The organism is Gilliamella sp. W8123, assembly GCF_016101085.1.
Taxonomy (GTDB): domain Bacteria; phylum Pseudomonadota; class Gammaproteobacteria; order Enterobacterales; family Orbaceae; genus Gilliamella; species Gilliamella apis.
The window spans coordinates 543,376-562,779 of the sequence record NZ_JACFRE010000001.1; the positions used below are offsets into that span (position 1 = coordinate 543,376).

The 19,404-nt window shown below is 33.7% G+C and carries 17 protein-coding genes; 1 reads left to right on the plus strand and 16 read right to left on the minus strand.

Annotation, left to right across the window (positions count from 1 at the left end; genetic code table 11):
- Positions 1–31 precede the first annotated feature (31 nt).
- The 16 genes from tig to accD form a co-directional block, all read right to left on the minus strand.
- Positions 32–1,333, minus strand: a complete 1,302-nt coding sequence (tig, locus tag H3T56_RS02460; RefSeq protein ID WP_034903424.1) for a trigger factor — start codon at positions 1,331–1,333, stop codon at positions 32–34.
- A gap of 108 nt (positions 1,334–1,441) precedes the next feature.
- On the minus strand, positions 1,442–2,470 hold the full coding sequence (gene lpxD, locus H3T56_RS02465) for a UDP-3-O-(3-hydroxymyristoyl)glucosamine N-acyltransferase (protein ID WP_086360945.1): 1,029 nt from the start codon (positions 2,468–2,470) through the stop codon (positions 1,442–1,444).
- The gene (locus H3T56_RS02470; RefSeq protein ID WP_165755099.1) at positions 2,470–2,958 is read right to left on the minus strand and encodes an OmpH family outer membrane protein; all 489 of its coding nucleotides are present in this window, start codon (positions 2,956–2,958) and stop codon (positions 2,470–2,472) included. The genes lpxD and H3T56_RS02470 overlap by 1 nt, the downstream gene beginning before the upstream one ends.
- Positions 2,959–2,997: 39 nt before the next feature.
- Entirely contained in the window at positions 2,998–5,421 is a 2,424-nt protein-coding gene (gene bamA / locus H3T56_RS02475) for an outer membrane protein assembly factor BamA (protein WP_065577716.1), read from the minus strand.
- A gap of 25 nt (positions 5,422–5,446) precedes the next feature.
- The gene (gene rseP / locus H3T56_RS02480; RefSeq protein ID WP_370545471.1) at positions 5,447–6,811 is read right to left on the minus strand and encodes an RIP metalloprotease RseP; all 1,365 of its coding nucleotides are present in this window, start codon (positions 6,809–6,811) and stop codon (positions 5,447–5,449) included.
- Positions 6,783–7,625 carry a phosphatidate cytidylyltransferase gene (locus H3T56_RS02485; RefSeq protein WP_086360943.1) on the minus strand — a complete coding sequence of 281 codons (843 nt, stop codon included), beginning with the start codon at positions 7,623–7,625 and terminating at the stop codon, positions 6,783–6,785. Before H3T56_RS02485 ends, rseP begins: the two co-directional genes overlap by 29 nt.
- On the minus strand, positions 7,625–8,350 hold the full coding sequence (locus H3T56_RS02490) for an isoprenyl transferase (RefSeq protein ID WP_065577718.1): 726 nt from the start codon (positions 8,348–8,350) through the stop codon (positions 7,625–7,627). Before H3T56_RS02490 ends, H3T56_RS02485 begins: the two co-directional genes overlap by 1 nt.
- Positions 8,351–8,396: 46 nt before the next feature.
- Positions 8,397–9,029 (minus strand): cAMP-activated global transcriptional regulator CRP, encoded by a 633-nt coding sequence (crp, locus tag H3T56_RS02495; protein ID WP_034903327.1) that lies wholly within the window; start codon positions 9,027–9,029, stop codon positions 8,397–8,399.
- 84 nt (positions 9,030–9,113) lie between these two features.
- The gene (locus H3T56_RS02500; protein ID WP_034903307.1) at positions 9,114–9,320 is read right to left on the minus strand and encodes a YheU family protein; all 207 of its coding nucleotides are present in this window, start codon (positions 9,318–9,320) and stop codon (positions 9,114–9,116) included.
- 176 nt (positions 9,321–9,496) lie between these two features.
- Positions 9,497–10,642 (minus strand): hypothetical protein, encoded by a 1,146-nt coding sequence (locus H3T56_RS02505; protein WP_086360942.1) that lies wholly within the window; start codon positions 10,640–10,642, stop codon positions 9,497–9,499.
- Between the two features lie 121 nt (positions 10,643–10,763).
- A complete protein-coding gene (locus H3T56_RS02510; RefSeq protein WP_065577720.1) occupies positions 10,764–13,475 on the minus strand; it encodes an inverse autotransporter beta domain-containing protein in 2,712 nt (903 codons plus the stop codon).
- A gap of 450 nt (positions 13,476–13,925) precedes the next feature.
- The gene (gene purF, locus H3T56_RS02515) at positions 13,926–15,443 is read right to left on the minus strand and encodes an amidophosphoribosyltransferase (RefSeq protein WP_086361090.1); all 1,518 of its coding nucleotides are present in this window, start codon (positions 15,441–15,443) and stop codon (positions 13,926–13,928) included.
- A gap of 18 nt (positions 15,444–15,461) precedes the next feature.
- On the minus strand, positions 15,462–15,947 hold the full coding sequence (locus H3T56_RS02520) for a CvpA family protein (protein WP_034903542.1): 486 nt from the start codon (positions 15,945–15,947) through the stop codon (positions 15,462–15,464).
- Positions 15,948–16,008: 61 nt separating this feature from the next.
- The gene (locus H3T56_RS02525) at positions 16,009–16,551 is read right to left on the minus strand and encodes an SPOR domain-containing protein (protein WP_086357355.1); all 543 of its coding nucleotides are present in this window, start codon (positions 16,549–16,551) and stop codon (positions 16,009–16,011) included.
- 12 nt (positions 16,552–16,563) lie between these two features.
- Complete coding sequence (gene folC, locus H3T56_RS02530) at positions 16,564–17,835, minus strand: bifunctional tetrahydrofolate synthase/dihydrofolate synthase (protein WP_086361091.1); 1,272 nt, start codon at positions 17,833–17,835, stop codon at positions 16,564–16,566.
- 6 nt (positions 17,836–17,841) lie between these two features.
- The gene (accD, locus tag H3T56_RS02535; protein ID WP_065577724.1) at positions 17,842–18,732 is read right to left on the minus strand and encodes an acetyl-CoA carboxylase, carboxyltransferase subunit beta; all 891 of its coding nucleotides are present in this window, start codon (positions 18,730–18,732) and stop codon (positions 17,842–17,844) included.
- Between the two features lie 307 nt (positions 18,733–19,039).
- Between accD and tmaR the strand changes: the two genes are divergently transcribed.
- Positions 19,040–19,360, plus strand: a complete 321-nt coding sequence (gene tmaR, locus H3T56_RS02540) for a PTS system regulator TmaR (protein WP_065577725.1) — start codon at positions 19,040–19,042, stop codon at positions 19,358–19,360.
- The last annotated feature ends 44 nt before the right edge of the window (positions 19,361–19,404 follow it).

Below are 19,404 nucleotides of genomic sequence, written 5' to 3' on the forward strand. Positions count from 1 at the left end.
AAATTTTTAATTAAATAAAATAACAAATTGCTTATGCAACTTGCTGATTCATTAATTCAGAAAACGAATAGGTTTTCTCTGTTACTTTAGCACTAGCTAATAATAAATCAACTACTTGATCTTCTAGCGCAACAGAACGGATATTATCCATTGCTTTCTTATCTTTGTGGTAATAATCTACTACTTCTTTTGGATCTTCATAAGCTGTTGCAATTTCATCGATTAATGATTGAACTTTAGTATCATCAGCTTGTAATTTATTGCTTTCAATAATTTCACTAAATAGCAATCCAACTAATACTCGACGTTTTGCTTCTGCTTCAAATAACTCTTTAGGAAGATCCATTGCTTGTTTAGCATTACCACCAAAACGAGTTACCGCTTGTTGACGTAACACATCAACTTCACGATCAATTAAAGCCGCTGGCACTTCAATATCGTTATTTTTAACTAAACCATCAATAGCTTGTGATTTAATTTTATTACGAATTGTAGCATTAAGTTCACGTAACATATTTTTGCGCACTTCTGCACGTAAACTATCAACAGTTCCATCAGCAATACCAAATCTTTTAACCACATCTTCAGTAAGTTCTGGAAGTTCAAGTTCTTCAACTTTCTTAAGTGTAGCAGCAAATACCGCAGGTTTACCTTTTAAATTTTCAGCATGATAATCTTCTGGGAAAGTAACATTGATATCAAATTGATCACCTGCTTTATGACCAATAATTGCATCTTCAAAACCAGGAATCATACGACCTTGTCCTAAAACAAGTGCAAAATCATCAGCTTTACCACCTTCAAATTCATCACCGTCAACTTTACCTAAAAAGTCGAGAGTAACACGGTTTTGTTCTTTAGCTTCTTGTTCAACAACTTTCCAAGCTCCCTGTTGTTTACGCAAAGTTTCAATCATTGTGTCAACATCTGCATCAACAATTTCGGCAATCGGTTTTTCAACTTCGATCTTATCTAAATCTTTAATTTTGATTTCAGGATAAACTTCAAACTCAACAGTAAATGTATAATCTTCACCATCTTTATATTCTTTTGGAGTATATACAGGTGCACCAGCTGGGTTTAATTTTTCTTGAATAATAGCATCGACAAAATTACGTTGCATTAAATCGCTTAAAGCATCCTGTAAAATAGAAGCACCATAGCGTTGTTCAACAATTTTTAAAGGAACCTTTCCTTTACGAAATCCATCGATACGAACTTTTTTTGCAGTATTTAAAAGTTCTTTATTAACCGCTTTAGTGATATCTTCTGATTTAATAGTAATTGATAAACGACGACCTAAACCTTGTGTTGTTTCTACCGAAACTTGCATCTTTATACCTCGAAATTATTAAATATATTTGCTCATAATCATATTATAAACAATAATTGAGCTAATTAATTTTACAAAATAGGAAAGCATTATACCGACCGTAATCGACTACGTCGAGATATTTAACTGCTTCTTCTCAAGTGCTTTCAAACGTTTATTCATTTCATCAATATGTAATACTAATGAAGCTGTTTTACGCCATACTTTATTTTGTTGTAATGGGATTCCTGATGAATATACACCCGGCTCGGTAATTGGGCGCATTACCATTCCCATTCCTGTCACTGTAACTTGATCGCAAATTTCCATATGCCCATTAATAACGCTAGCACCACCAATCAAACAATGACGACCAATAGTTAAACTTCCAGCCATGATTACACCACCGGCAACAGCAGTATGATCACCAATAATATCGTTATGAGCTATTTGGCATTGATTATCAATAATAACACCATTGCCGATAACAGTATCATCTAGAGCACCACGATCTATGGTTGTTGATGCACCAATTTCAACATTATTACCTATTACTACTCGACCTAGTTGAGGAATTTTTATCCATTTACCTTTATCATTAGCATAACCAAATCCATCTGCGCCAATTACAGTTCCTGATTGGATTAAGCAATTTTCACCAATAACACAGTTATGATATATAGATATATTAGCCCATAGTTTAGTGCCTGCTCCAATAACTGTATCCTTACCAATAAAGCAACCGGCACCGATAATACAATTATCACCAAGAACTACACCACTTTCAATAACAGCATTAGCTCCAACAGCAACATTGTTACCTAATTGCACTGTAGGATCGATAACTGCTGAATCAGCAATTTCTTTAGCGGGTAAAGGAGTTGTATCCAAAATTTGGGCTAATTTTGCATAACATAGGTAGGGATCTTTTACTATTAAAGCTGCCCCATTCCAATACTTAAGACTTTCTTCAGTCATGACAACAGCAGATGCATTACAGCTAGATAAATTATTTTGGAATTTCTTATCGGCCAAAAAAGTTATTTGGCCTTCGGTGGCGCTTTTCATTGATGCCACACCAGTGATGATTAATTCACCATCACCGTGTAACGTAGCACCCAACTGTTCAGCTAATTGCTCTAAACGAAAAGCAAACATTAATTTTTAACCTTTTCCAAAACTTTATTTGTAATATCAACAGCATCTGAAGCCGATAAAGTTGCTTCAGCTTTTAATATTAAATCATATTTTTCTTCTTCAACAATTTTTTTAACAGCTTCTTGAATTTTAGTTAATAATTTACTTGCTTCTTCAGTTTCTCGTTTACGATAATCATTTGAGAAAGCTTTTGCTTTATTTTCAAAATCAGAAATAGTTTTATTCAGTTTTGTTTTTTCAGAAGAAGATAAAGTTAAACCATCTTTCTTCAAACGTGCTGCCGCATCATTAGCTTTCTTCTCTTCTTGCTGTAGTGTTTTCGCTCTAGCTTCAAATTCTTTATCTAAAGCTTTTCCAACTGTTTCTCGTTGCGGCATTTGTTGTAATACTGACATAACATCAATAACACCAATTTTAATTTCGGCATTCGCTGTGCCAGTAAAAAGTAATGCAACACTAAGACCAAGAACAGATATAATTTTTTTCACTTTATTCACCTATATATTTTAGTTATTCACAACTTGGTATTACCATGTTGAACCTATATTAAATTGAAATTGTTGCGCTGAATCGCCATTATATTTCTTAAGTGGTTGTGCATAAGAAAATACCAATGGACCTAATGGAGACATCCATTGAACAGCAAGACCAGCTGACATTCTAATATCTGATGGGGAACTATAATCAGGAACATTTTTTCCTTTTAGATCCCATTCTGTATCCCAAACAGTACCGGCATCAAAAAATACTGAAGTTCTAATACTATCGGAATATTTTTCACTGGCAAATGGTGTTGGAACAACCAATTCTGTGCTAGCAAATGCTAGAGCATTACCCCCGATCGCATCTTTAGATTTTTCACATCCAGATGTATCATTTAACGTACGACAACCGTTTTTGTTAAAATATACCGCTTTAGGACCCACAGTGTTCGATTTAAAACCACGTAAAACAGTTGAACCACCAGCATAGAAGTTTTCATAAAATGGTAACTCTTTACCACCAAATCCACCACCATAGCCTAAACGACCACGAGCTAAGAACACCCAATTATGATCTCCGTCAATTGGATAGTAATAAGATGCATCAGTAACCATCTTATAGTATCGATTATCAAAGACTGGCGCAGTCGCTTTTATATTTGCTGTTAATTTTAGACCATCAGTAGGAAAGTATCCTCGGTCCAATGAATTATATGTCCAATAAGCATTCAACAATAAATCGTTGGTATCATATGAAAACGATTTATCTTTGTTTTTCATATTTTCACCCATGGATTCAAAATAGCGCCACATATTATACTGTGCCTGCATATCAGTTAAATTATGGTTAGCATATTCAGCGCCAAAACGGAGGAAATTATTTTCACTTATAGGGAAACCTAAATTAGCTGTTGCCCCCCAGGTTTTACTTGAATATTCTGATTCATCATCATCGCTATCAGTTTTATAAGTATTGTAATAAACACTACCACCTAAACTGACACCATCAACTGTAAAATATGGGTCTACAATCGATATCGATGCTGTCTTATCATTGCTAGTAGTATTAATATCAAAAGAAACACTGTTACCTGTGCCTAACCAGTTATCTTGTGAAATACCTGCATTAAAACTGACACCACTATCAGAACCAACACCAATACCAAATTTAATACTACCTGTATTTCGCTCGGAAACTTTATAAATAATATCAACTTGATCATCTACTCCCGGAACACGTTCAGTATTTGCTTCTACCGAATCAAAAAATCCAAGTCGATTTAAACGATCTTTACCTAGTTCAACCAAACCATTACTTAACCATGAGCCTTCCATCTGACGAAGTTCACGACGAACGACACTTTCACTAGTAATTGTATTTCCGACAATCTTAATATTACGGACATAGAAACGTTGTCCAACATCAACTAATACTATTAATTTAACGGTATGTGATGCATCATCCATTTCAGGTTGAATAGCTACTTGTGGGTAAGCATAACCAAAATTAGCTAACAAACGTTTAACATTATCTTCAATATCAGTAATTTTTTTACCATTATAAAGGTCCCCAACAGTCAGTTTTTCTTTGGCTATTTTGGTTATTGCCTCTTTATGACCAGCAAAGTTACCTTTAAAATCCAATTCTGATAATTTATATTGTTCACCTTCATGGATGTTAATAGTTACATAAATACCTTTTTTATCTGGTGTTAAACTAACTTGTGTAGATTCAATGTTGAAACGTGCATAACCTCGATTTAGATAAAAGCTTTGCAATTCATCTAAGTCAGATGCTAATTTTTGTTTTTGATATTTACGATCACCTAACATATTCCACCAAGGAACCTCATCACGTAATGTAAAACGAGAAATCAGTTCTTCTGATGAAAATGCTTTTGCACCAACAATATTGATTTGATCAATTAACGCCGATTTACCTTCAGCAATAACTAATTTTAGATCAACACGATTACGAGATAATGGCGTAACTACAGCTTTAATTTGAGCATTATATTTACCAACACTGTAATAAAAATCCTCTAAACCTTTTTCAATACCAGAAAGCATAGTGCGATCTAATGCATCACCTTCTCGAATACCAGTACTATCTAAATTCTTCTTCAACATATCATCTTTAACAGATTTATTGCCAGAGAAAGTAATGCTTGCAATAGTAGGACGTTCTTGCACATGTACAATCAATCTATCACCATCTCTTGATACGGTTATATCATCAAAATTACCACTTGAGTAAAGAGATTTAATAATACGGCCTAAGTCAGCTTCATTGACATAGTCACCAACTTGGATTGGCATTTCAAGCATAGCTGCGCCAACAGTTACACGCTGTAGCCCCTCAAACTTGATATCTTTAACTACAAAATCATCAACACAAAATGCATTGGAACTATATACTGCTGTAGTACTAAACAGCAAAGATGCTATAAGTAAGTTTTTTATTTTCATCGTATATATTTATAACCTCATCCCATTACAATCGTAAAATATCATTAAATAGTGCAATTCCCATTATTACCATTAATAAAACAAATCCGATACGAAAAAAACGCTCTTGTGCTTTATTTGATAAGGCATTTCCTTTTATTCCTTCAAATAATAAAAAAAGAAGCTGCCCGCCATCTAACATTGGTAATGGAACAAGATTGATTACACCTAAGCTTATACTAATAAAAGCCAGAAAATATAAGTAAGGAGTAAAACCATAACTTGCTGTTTGCCCTGCGCTTTTTGCTATTGTTATCGGTCCTGATAAGTGCTTAAGACCAATAACACCTGTTACTAATTGATAAAGAGATCGAACTGTTAACTTTGTTGTTAATATAGTTTGTTCCATCGCCTTGTCAAATCCATTTAAAAAACTATACTGCTTAATTACCGAATCAGATGTCGGATAAAATCCCGCAACCCTCTCTCCATTTTGATTTATTTTGGGTGTTAGCGTCAGATTGATATCTTTACCATTACGATCCACTTTCAATACCATGATTTCGGCTTTTTTTATTGTATTCGCAAAATCACTCCAATTTGTATATAAGTGATCATTATAACTGATAATTTTATCACCAACTTGCAAACCAGCTTGTTCAGCAGCCGAATCTGTCACAATTTTACTCACAATTGGATAAATTTCCAACTGTTTAGGTATAAAACCAAAAGCTGTTATAGCAGAATCTTTCTCAATATCAAAATACCAATCGTTAATATTAACATTTTTAATGATTTCTTTTTGGTTACTATCACCATTAGAACTATCTATATATGTAATATTAACGTTTTGATTGCCTAACGCAGTAATTAATGCAATATTTACATCATTCCAACTATAAATTTTTGTATTATCTATCATTTTTAACTCTGAATTAGCTGGAATATTCAATGTTGCAGCCGGAGTTAAAGGTATAACATTTTTTACTTTAACGGGGTACTCAATGACTCCCATCAAAAAAATAATCCAATAAATAAGCACTGCTAAAACAAAATTGGCAAATGGACCAGCAAAAATAATTGCTGCTCTTTGCCATAGTTTCTTTTTGTCATAGGCAAATTTTTCAAAATTGGGAGCTAATTCGCTAGCTCGACTATCAAGCATTCTAACATAGCCACCTAGTGGAATCATAGCAATAACTAACTCTGTTCCACTTGAAAACTTATGCGCCCATATTTTTTTTCCAAACCCAATCGAAAAACATTCAACATGGACCTTGCATAACCTAGCCACATAGAAATGTCCAAACTCATGTACAGTGACTAATATACTGATAGTAATGAGAAATAATAACAGTGACCAGAGCAAAATCAATAACCTTTTAAAGTAAATGTAAAGATAGTGCTGCAAATATTGGAACTGCAGCAGTTAAACTATCAATCCGATCTAAAATACCGCCATGTCCAGGAATAATATTACCACTATCTTTAATGCCTGCTTCTCGTTTAAACATACTTTCAGTTAAATCACCTAATACTGAAACTAAAATAGCTAACAAAGAACTCAATATAAAAGTAATGAAACTAATTTGGAAATAACCGGTTAAATAAACAAACACACTAATCAAAATGGCTGAGCTAATCCCACCTAAAAAGCCCTCTATTGTTTTCCCTGGTGATACTTTTGCTGCCAATTTTCGTTTACCTATCGCTCTACCAACGAAATATGCACCGGTGTCGGTTGCCCATACTAACACAAATACATATAGCAGCCAAACAGCACCTGTATAAGTATTAAATATATAATTAATTGACCTAAGCTCAATCATACCGACAAAGAAAGGAAACAGTGTAAAAAAAGCAAATAATAATTTAATAATCAGTGAATTAGACCAGTATTTTACTGACTTTGGATAACCAATAACCAATAAAAATGCAACTAACCACCAAATAATCGAGAAACAAATTATATAATTAAATAATCTATATTTTATTAATTCTGTATTTGGAATTAGATAAACTAAACTTAATAACATTACAACAGAAAATGTAAAAACAATTTTATGTAATGGTTTAGTCATAGCTAGAAAATTAGTCCATTCCCATGCAGCTATTCCACAAACAGCGATAACTAGATAAGAAAATATTGATAATGGCGCAAAAAACAAGGCAATAATTACCATTGGAATAAGTATTAGTGCAGTTAGAATACGGTGAATTAACATTAAATTTCCTCATTTTGAACACCGCCGAAACGTCGTTCTCTAGTATTAAATACGTCTATCGCTTCATCGAAGGATATTGAGTTAAAGTCAGGCCAAAGTGTGTCGGTAAAATAGAATTCTGCATAGGCACTTTGCCATAATAAAAAGTTACTAATTCGATACTCACCACCAGTACGTATAACTAATTCAACTTCAGGCAAATCACTCATGCAAATGGTTGTGGCAAAACTATCCTCATTAATATCTTCAAGTTTTATCTCTCCTTGCAAAACTTTAGTCGTCATTTTTTGTGCTGATTGTACAATATCCCAGCGACCACCGTAATTAGCCGCAATATTGAGAATAAGGCCGGTATTATTTTGTGTTAGGCATTGAGCATCAATAATCAGTTTTTGAAGATGTTCATTAAACTTTGATATATCACCAATAATATTTAAACGAACGTTATGTTTATTTAAATTTTTGATTTCTCGATTTAAAGCATAAATAAAAAGTGATATTAAAGCTGAAACTTCATTAGATGGTCGCTTCCAATTTTCACTACTAAATGCATATAAAGTGAGTACGTTGATATTTAGTTTTGCTGCATGGGTGACAATTTTACGAACCGCTTTTAAACCAGCTCGATGACCAATCGCCCTTAATTGATTACGTTGTTGAGCCCAACGACCATTACCATCCATTATAATAGCAACATGATTTGGGATGTATCTTTGTTGTGTCATTTAATATCTCGTAATATCTCAATCATTTTTATCATAATTTCGATAATCAACGGGTACCATAAACCACAATTGTTTTGCCATGTGCTGAAATCAAATGTTGGTCTTCAAGCATTTTTAAAATTCTACCCACTGTTTCACGTGAACAGCCAACTATTTGACCGATTTCCTGACGGGTAATTTTAATTTGCATGCCATCTGGATGGGTCATTGCGTCAGGCTGTTTGGTTAAATTCAATAAGGTTTGTGCAATTCGTCCAGCAACATCTAAAAAGGCTAAGTTGCTTACTTTTTCTGATGTCACTTGTAATCGACTTGCCATTTGACTAGCGAGCCGCATTAAAATATCGGGATTAACTTGTACAAGCTGTTTAAATTTTTTATAAGAGATTTCAGCCACTTCACAACTTGTTTTCGCTTTTACCCAAGCACTACGCTCTGTTCCTTCTTCGAAAAGACCTAATTCACCTAAAAATTGATTTTGATTTAAATAAGACAAAATCATCTCATTACCTTCATCATCTTTAATTAATACAGCAACAGATCCTTTCAAAATATAATAGAGAGTTTCGGCTTTTTCTCCTTGATGAATAAGGGTACTTTTAGCTGGATATTTATGAATATGGCAATGAGATAAAAACCATTCTAATGTTGTATCTGATTGCTGTTTACCAATCATTATTCCGTCCTCTCCATTCAATTACTACAATGACACTATAACAAAGTTACACAATAAATCATATACTCAGTAAAACGATTTTAATCATTATTTAATAATTTTGATATCAATTGTTTCATGTAATTCAGACCAAAAAATTGCGGCAGTTCCATTAATTAAATGAAGTTTTACATCATTGACTTTATCTGCAAGTGTTTTTTCCTGCACACCATAATCGGTACCTTCTCGTAAAACAAAAGATTCAATAAGATTATTTAATGTTTGAGGGTCAAGAGTCTGCCAAGGAATAATCATGGTTGTAATTATCGATTCGATTAATTATTGTATCAATTTAATACTTAGAAGTGCACAATTAAATATTATATTACGTAACACTTTTTATCCATTTAATTTAATTTGATTAAGCTTATTTTATTAAAAAAAACCACTCAATAGAGTGGTTTTTATCAATTTCATAACTAAATAGATAATTATCTTGCTATAACTTGAAGTTTGAAGCCTTGAATACCTGCTCTAGTCGTTGTTAAGGTATTATATAATGAGTTATGTTTAGTATTTGCTATCGTAGCAACATTGCCACCAGCTGCTTCTACCGCACCTAAGGCAATTGAATCACCAATATCAGCTGCAGCTACACTATACACACCTGTAGTTAATGCATCTGCAGGTGCAGCTACACTACCTGTATTATCACTAGAGGTACCGTAAAGTTTCCATGTGAATCTATATGAATCAGTAATTATTCTATCAGTACCAGCAGTATTTGGTAAGCTATGATCTCCAGTAGTATTTCCATCCGTTATTTGCCATACAACAGCAGCTAAACGATCGCCATATTGTGGAACTGTTCGTTTCGCCCAGTCTGCATCACTAACTCCAGTTGGTTGAGCTGGTAAAGTAGTTGCTATATTTATACTCATGTCAAGTGTACCATCAGTTTTATATTTGAAAATACCAATTTTTGTACTTTGATCAGAGAAGATCGGTCCTACTGGGTTGTTAGGATCAGGGTCACCAGAACCAGTATTAGTAGCTGGTTGTTCGTTATCACCTATTGTTTCTTGATGTTGAGGAGCTTGAGTACTCCAAATATCAGCAAGGTTTAACCATTCATTTACATTTGGATTACCAAATGAAGTTTTCTCTTGAAGTTGTAAACCAACTTTCACCGCACCAGCCATAGCTTCAGTAATTCTAAAATATATATGACCTTCTTCACCATTATTACTATAGGTAAGTGAACTGGAAATATCACTAGTCACATTTGTCCATGACACATCATCAGTAGTTTTATTAATCCATACTCTTAATGTGTCTTTGATTGCACCTGTTGTATCAATATCGCCATCTGAATCTTTTAAATTATAAAAGATATGAATAAAATCACCAACTTGAGCTTTTCTATCGTTACCAGCAGCAGTTGTATCAGATTCACTTGCGGTAATACGAATGGTAATAGCGCGTTCAACGTCATGATCTTTAGCGAAAATAACCGGTGCATTACCTTGTATTTGATTAACGGTTTCTCCCACTATATCTACTGCGTAAGCACTACTAGCAGCATAACCAGCTAAGAATAAGCCTAATGCGACTTTTTTGATTGTTAGATTTTTCATGTTTAACTTCCTATTTTTCTTTGATAAATTAACATGTTGTATTTATATAAATACACCATTTTTTGGTGTTCCCTTTTGAATTATCAACGGTAATTTGTGATAATTAAAAAACTTCTTAACTTTAATAAGCAATAACTTGTAATAAGAAACCTTGGTCTCCAGCACATGCTCTTTCAGGAATAGATACTTGCTGCCAATCCACGTGCTCAGGTGCACCTTCAACTTTTGGAATACTTGTACCAATAAACGCATAGCTATCTTCACCGTCGATATTACTGCCATTTACTGTCGATTTGATTCCTCGAATCTTATAACGTGCATTTTTACCCATACTCACATTAAACCATGGTCCATTTCGATAGTCAGGATTACCCAAGGCATTTTTAAGATTAATCGCTCTATTTCCAGGGCATGCGCTATCATTTGATCCAACAAGTGACCAGACAATAAATGGATCCTGAATTACGTTGTCAGCCAGATCATAAGCGACTGCATAATATTCGTTATGAACTTTCCACTCATTTGGACCATTTGGATTAAATACTAGATAAGGGTTATCATCAGTAGCTGCAACTAATGCATTATCTGAACTTCGATAAACTTCAAGTCTACCAGCCTGACCACCATTAAAATAAACAATCGCATGGTTCAAAGATTGACCATATTGATTCAGCTTAGCTACGAAATCAACTGTACCTGTGATATTAGAAGCAACATTGATAGCATAAGTATCACCAATTGCCTCTATATCTCTATTAGATATCTTATGTCCCATCTTGATTTTTTCAAATGATTTAACAATGACACAAGGATCTGCTGTCGGACAAGCCGTTATATTTCCAGTGGTTCCATCAATAAAATTAATTGGATTACCATTACTAGTTGCTACCCACAAATCGGTAACAGAAGCTTCAAACGAATTTTCAATACTATCCATTAAGATAGTATCACTAAATCCATCATAGTCAGTTAGGCCCCGAGTTTCTACGCCATCTTTTGGTGTGACCAACGTAGCCATTAACGTAACGGTATCCCTACCGTTAGCAGGATTGTGAACAGGAGCAGTACTTGCTCTACCATAAACATCAATAGCCCAAACGCCCACTCTGCGTAGTTCATTATTAGGTAGAACTTCAAAAGAAACTGAGTTAGATGTTGCTGATCTTTTCCCCTTTCCATCAGTAACTGTTACCGATAAAGAATAAACACCATTGGTGCTAACTGGGTTGCGTTGACCATTTTTATCAAGGTACTTTGGAGCAACTATTTTCCAATTATCAACACTTGCTGGTGGATTAAACCATGAAGAAGCGGTACAAGTTCCGATTGCCGAACATAAGAAACCACCACCATCATCGATATCTTGCATATTACCAGACCATACCAACTTGGATACACCTTTAGCATTATGCAAACCTATAAAGATGTTAGATGTTGTACCTTCGATTATTTGAATAGATTCTAATCCTAAATCGACAGTCATTTTTCTATCTTTATATTCAAGGACGATATAGTTGTTACGATCAACTAAATCATATCGACTGCCTTTTAAGGATCGTGCTGATTGGACCATATCTGGATCTAATTGATCTTTTAATGGCGTACCAATCCGATAATTCATGGTTAATTCTGCTGTAGTAGTTTTTTTATTATCTTGCCCGCGTTTATGTTGAGCTTTTATCGTGAAAAGCGGAACAGGAGTATAATCTAATCCAATTGTTATCGCTCGTGGATCTTTTTGTAAATTATCTTTACCAAACAATGCAACTTTATCACCAAAGTATTGTTCATACATTAGCGACCCACCTAGATGTGGATATTGTGGCAAATAACCTTGAAAACGGATATCAAAACCTTTAGCAGCTCTTTCTAAATATTCATCAAAATCTTTAGACTCTTTCCAGTCCGAGAGAGGATGATAATAGTTCACCGCGAATTTCATGTAATCACTCCATGCCTCGGCACCGATACCTAAACGATTATGTGCACGTTGAAAGTCGTGATCCAAAAAGACATTATAACCAAGTAACCATTTTTTATCGGCTACATCCCAACGTTGGCCAATACCAATATTACCTATACGGCGATTATGTTCATATTCTTGGAATGTAATTTGGCTAAAAATCAACATATCCTCGGTATCAATCCAAGGACTAAATAATTTTAAATTAACGTTATTAAATTGGCCTTTATCACTCAAATCAAACTGTAATTGAGCTGTACCAAAACGACCTAAGAAATCTTGTGCTGCATTGCGAACTGGGTCAACAATTTGCGTTTTAACGCCATTACGAACATAATTTTCAGCATAATCTTTACCTTTGTCTTTCAGATGGCCTGATATACCACCATTATCTGATGAAGTAATTTGCTTCCAATCTTGAGTAGCGAGCGTTTGTAATGTAGACGCCACTTGAGTAGCTAAAGCATCTTTATCTTGTTTTACATCATAATTATCGTCAGAACTTAATTTAGGTAAATTCGAATATTTATCTTTTTTATCATCATTAATTTTTATAGCAGGTAATAAAGGAGAATTTTCAGGCAGAACTAGACGCTCACCAATATCAACGACGTCTTTCTTGTCAAATCGACCGGCATTCATCGCTCTTAGCTCTGAAATCGAAATACTACTTAACAACGCAATCTGATATAGGCTGCGCTGTTGATTATTTATCATCTCTCGAGCTTTAGTGCCATTTTTCAATTCAATTATCTTGTTACTATCAACTGCATTTGAAGACGTCTCCGAGTCTGTAGCGTAAACAGGCTGTAAAGATAGTGTTGCAATCACGAAAGCTGAGATAATTTTTAAATTAAGACTCTTAGTCATCTTAATTATTCCTTATATTCCTCTGACAATATTACAATGTTTTTTCTGTTTTCTAGCATTACTGCATTGTCATTAATAGTTGTGATTATTTATTGGTTTTTTATATATATTTTTAAATCACTTTTTACAAAATTAATATTTCTTTACAAAATAACCAAATTTACAAGGATTTTATTACAAAAAAGTAATTTATCAAAATATTTTATTTTATTTTTTGATTTTTTTTGTAAAGAATATTTTTATTATTATTTTTCATTAGGTTATATTGATGCGATTTTGAAGGTAAATTAGCTTTTTAATTAATTTATTGAAAAATACTGTTTTTTATTAATAGATATATTCAAATTTTAAACTAATAAAATTGGTTAGTTTTTCAATAAATAAATCTGAAAAAATATTTCAGATTTATTTATTATAATCTTGTCATAATTTTACAAGATTAAATAATTGCTATTGTTCTTCGTTATAAATTTCAAGATTTTCAGATTCTTTAATTGATAAAGATGTTTTCGTTTCAGCTCTATTATTCTCTAATTGATTAAAATAATTATCATCAACATCTTCTGTAATATAGTTGCCATTAAATACAGAACATTCTAAATGGTGAATTTTGGGATTTTGTTCTCGAATAGAATCAATTAAATCAGAAAGATCTTGAAATATTAATTTATCTGCTCCAATTTCTTTTGCAATCTCATCAACTGATCGATTATAAGCAATTAATTCACTCGCAACAGGCATATCGATTCCATAAACATTAGGATGTCTAATTTCTGGCGCTGCCGAAGCCAAATAAACTTTTTTAGCGCCAACAGAACGTACCATTTCAAGAATTTTTTCAGAAGTCGTCCCTCGTACAATAGAATCATCAACAAGAAGCACATTTTTGCCTTCAAACTCAATACGGTTAGCATTAAGTTTTCTTCTTACTGAGAGTTTTCTGGCATTTTGTCCTGGCATAATAAAGGTACGCCCTACATAACGATTTTTAACAAATCCTTGTCTATAAGGTTTTCCTAAAATACGAGCAATCTCAAGAGCAGCATCACAGGATGTTTCTGGAATAGGAATGACGACATCAATATCAATATCGTTCCACTCTCTGGCTATTTTTTGTCCCAGTTTTTGCCCCATTAATATCCGTGACTGATAAACAGATACACCATTCATAAACGAATCAGGTCTGGCAAAATAGACATATTCAAAAATACATGGATAATATTGAGGATTATCAGAACACTGCTTAGAATAAAGCTGGCCATCTTGAGTAATATAAATAGCTTCACCAGGCTCGACATCTCGCATAAATTCAAAATCGAGGATATCTAAAGCGACACTTTCAGAGGCAACCATATATTCTGTTTTTTGCTCATCAATGACTTTTTTGCCAATAACCAATGGTCGAATACCAAATGGATCACGAAAAGCAACCAGTCCATGCCCAATAATCATAGCAACACAAGCATAAGCCCCTTTAATAATTTGATGAACTTGATGAACTGCACTAAAGATATTATCTGCAGTTAAAGGATAAGTCGGAAATTTATCCAACTCACTAGCAAAAATATTAAGTAACACTTCTGAATCTGAGCTAGTATTTATGTGACGTCTTGCTAATTCAAACACTTTATCTCGTAACTGATCAGTATTAGTTAAATTGCCATTATGAGCCAGTGCGATACCATATGGCGAATTTACATAGAAAGGTTGAGCTTCTGAAGGGCTTGAACTACCCGCGGTTGGATAACGAATATGACCTATACCTAGGTTACCTTGTAATCGTTGCATATGATGTTCTTGAAATACATCTTTCACCAAACCATTTGCTTTACGTAAACGAAAGCGATTTTGTTCATCAATGGTTACAATCCCAGCTGCATCTTGTCCACGATGTTGCAAAACAGTTAAAGCATCATAAATAGATTGATTAACAGTACTACATCCTACAATACCAACAACACCACACATACAATGATTACCTCAAACTTATTGAACTAAAAATGAAGACGACTGCTGTATAAAATCAAAAAACCAGCGAATGATAAAATGGAAATGCGGGATAAGTTGTGATTGCACCCAATACGGAGATTGGGATAAAGGCGTAAAGGTATCAACAAAAAAGAGCACTGCTGCAACAACTAAAATACCTCTTAATACCCCAAAACAAATTCCCAATACTCGATCGGTGCTTGATAGTCCCGTTTTTTGAACTAATTGTCCTATAAGATAAGAGACGATTGCACAAACAATTAATGTCGAAATAAAAAGTATCGCAATAGCAACTGCAATCCGAATGACATCACTATCAAAATAAGTCAAATAACTAGTGATGTACATATAAAAACGACTAGCTATAAAGAAAGCTAACACCCAACTAATTAAAGATAGCGCTTCTTTGACAAAGCCTCTAATAATACTAATCAGTGCAGATAAAATAATCACACCGATAATCGTAAAATCAACCCAATTCATCATAATAACTCACAATTTTTACATTAATATTTTTTAATTTTGATAAATCATAAAATGATTATTAATTGACAACAATTACACCTTTTAACTTAGTTAAATTATTTAAATTACTAATCAACTGTTCAGCTTGTTCTCTTTTCGCATAAGGACCTACTTGTAATTTTATTAGTTGATTTGGTCCTGGATTATTTGGTATCACTCTAACGTTATAGTTATTCAGCCTTAATAAGGCAACTAGTTCCTCAATTTTTTTCTTATTTTTTAATGCACCAAGCTGAATCATATAGGGTTTATCAGTTTGTTCAGAAGATGTCGTTATTTGAGAATCAACACTATCATCAATAATATCAGGTGAAGCTAAAGGGCTAGGATATTGATCTGAATCAGGTGTATAAGAAGATTCATTTTTCACTGCAACATCTTGGTTTTGTCCATCTATTACACCTGATTGTAATATAGGAACTGTTGATGTTTGCGAATTAGATTTATCAGTGATTATATTAGGGGCAATAATAGCAATTATTAACAAAAATGTAGCAAAACCAACAAGTTGATTTCTAACTTTATTTGAGCTACATTTAATTTTCTCTTGATTATTATCCATGTTCACATTTACCTAGTTGCCTACTATATCCAAAACGGCAGAAACGGTATGAAATGAGCCACAAACGACAATAATATCATCTTCTTTTGCTTCTTGCATAGCCTTTTGATATGCTTCATTCACCGAATCAAATGTTGCGATATTCTCTACATTTCCCTCTTGTAAAAACTGCTTTAATATATCAGCATTACATCCGCGCTCACCATAAAGTGAAGCACAATACCACTGATCAGCATTAAATATAGATAAAGTACTTTTAATATCTTTATCCTTAAGCATCCCTATCACAAATCTCACTTTTCCAACTTTTGATTGTTGCTGTTTTAATAACTCAATTTGCTTGACTAAATAACTGGCCGCATGAGGGTTATGCGCAACATCAACGATTACAGTTGGTGATGCTTGGATAATTTGAAAACGTCCTATTAAACTAGTTTTTTCAAGAGCACTGTCTATTTGTTTTTGAGTGATAGAAAATGGTGAATGACTAAGGGCAGCAATTGCTGTTGCGGCATTAGCTAGAGGGACTTGCGGAATCGGCAGATTTTGATATTGCTTTATTGAAGAATTAAATTGCCATGTTAATTTATCAATTTGTTGATAAGACCAATCTTTGTTTACAGCAAAGAGCGGGCAATTTACGGCATGAGCAACATCTAAAATGGTCGATGGTATTTCAGGTTCACCAACAACAGCAATACTTTTCGGTTTAAAAATACCGGCTTTTTCTCGACCAATACTTTCTCTTGTATTTCCCAAATATTCAACATGATCAATACCGATTGTCGTTATAATTGCTATATCAGCATCAACAATATTGGTGGCATCAAGTCTACCACCTAGCCCAACTTCCAAAATAACAACATCTAGTTGGGCTTGCTTAAATTGATATAAAGCTGCCAGTGTTGCATATTCGAAATAAGTTAATGAAATATCGCCTCTGGCCTTTTCAATCGCAGCAAATGCCTTAACAGTATCTGATGGTGTTGACTCTTGATTATTGATTCTAACTCGCTCAGTAAAATGTAATAAATGTGGAGAACTATAGACACCAACACGCTTATCAGCAGCAAGTAAAATCATTTCTAAGGTACGACAAGTTGTCCCTTTGCCATTAGTTCCTGCTACAGTGAAAATATAAGGAGCTGGTTGTAATAGGTCTAATCGCTCAGCAACTGACTTTACCCTTTCCAGCCCTAGTTCAATACTTGAAGGGTGTAACTGTTCCAAATAACAAAGCCATGTCTTAAGATCTGACATGGCATCTGGGATTTTATTTTGCATGATCAGTTAAATTGTCTCATCATTAGCGATATTATCAAAAGGGTTAGGAAGTTTCATTAACTTAGCCAATAAACCAGCAATTTTTGGTCGCATATCTCGACGATGAATAATCATATCAATTGCGCCTTTTTCAAGTAAAAACTCACTACGTTGAAATCCTTCTGGTAAGGTTTCACGCACAGTTTGTTGTATTACTCTAGGGCCAGCAAAACCGATTAATGCTTTAGGCTCTGCGATATTAATATCGCCTAGCATAGCTAAACTTGCTGATACACCGCCCATTGTTGGATCGGTCATTACTGAAATATATGGCAACCCTTCATCTTGCATTTTGGCTAAAATAGCACTCGTTTTTGCCATTTGCATTAATGAGAATAATGCTTCTTGCATACGAGCACCACCACTGGTTGAAAAACAAATTAATGGACATTTATCTGCAATTGCTTGCTCAGCAGCACGAGTAAATAAAGCACCAACCACCGATGACATTGACCCACCAATAAAAGCAAATTCAAAACAAGCTACGACAACCGGAATGCCTAGTAGTGTTCCTTTCATAACGACCATAGCTTCTTTTTCGTGAGTTTCTTTTTGCGCAGCAGTTAAACGATCTTTATATTTTTTAGTATCTTTAAATCTTAAAATATCTTTCGGAGCAAGTTCAGCACCAATTTCGACATCAGATCCTTCATCTAAGAAACGATATAAGCGAACTCGGGCAGGAATATGCATGTGGTGATCACATTTCGGACAAACCTCTAAATTTCGGTCAAGTTCAGCTTGATAAATGACCTGCTCACAATTGCTACATTTAGTCCAAACACCACCTGGAATATTCGCCTTTTTATGATCTGACGATATATTATTTTTACTCAGAATTTTTTCAATCCAGCTCATTATGATTCTCTCATTCGGTACTCTTTACAATTAACAACGTATTGTATAATACTTTGCAATAATTCTTAATACTTGTTTTTGCTTTTATTCCAATTTATCCGTAATTAGATAACGTTTTTGATACTACACAAAAATAATATACAACCAAACTTTAAAAAAGTTCAGATAAAACAAAAATAACCATCTATGTTAATTGTTAAATTTATCATTTAACAAATGAAACTATATTTAATATGACCACAAAAAATTATTAGTATATAATTAAAGAATAATTGTTTTTCATCTTTTCAGAAATAAGGGGTTATAGATGGACAAGGAAAAATCAGCCGCACCATCATTTCAAGATGTTCTTGAATACATTCGTTTGTCACGCCGTTTAAACAAATTAAAACGCGAAATCTCAGATAACGAGAAAAAAATTCGTGACAACCAAAAGCGCGTATTATTACTTGAAAATTTAAGTGATTATATTAAACCTGATATGACTTACGAAGAGCTTCAAGCTATTATTGCCAACATGAAAAGCGATTACGATGATCGTGTTGATGATTACATCATCAAAAATGCTGAAATTTCTAAGGAACGTCGCGATATCAGTAAAAAAATGCGTGGTTACCGCTCTAATTAATTTTTTTTCAAATAATACCCTTTTCAAAAGGGTATTATTTTTTG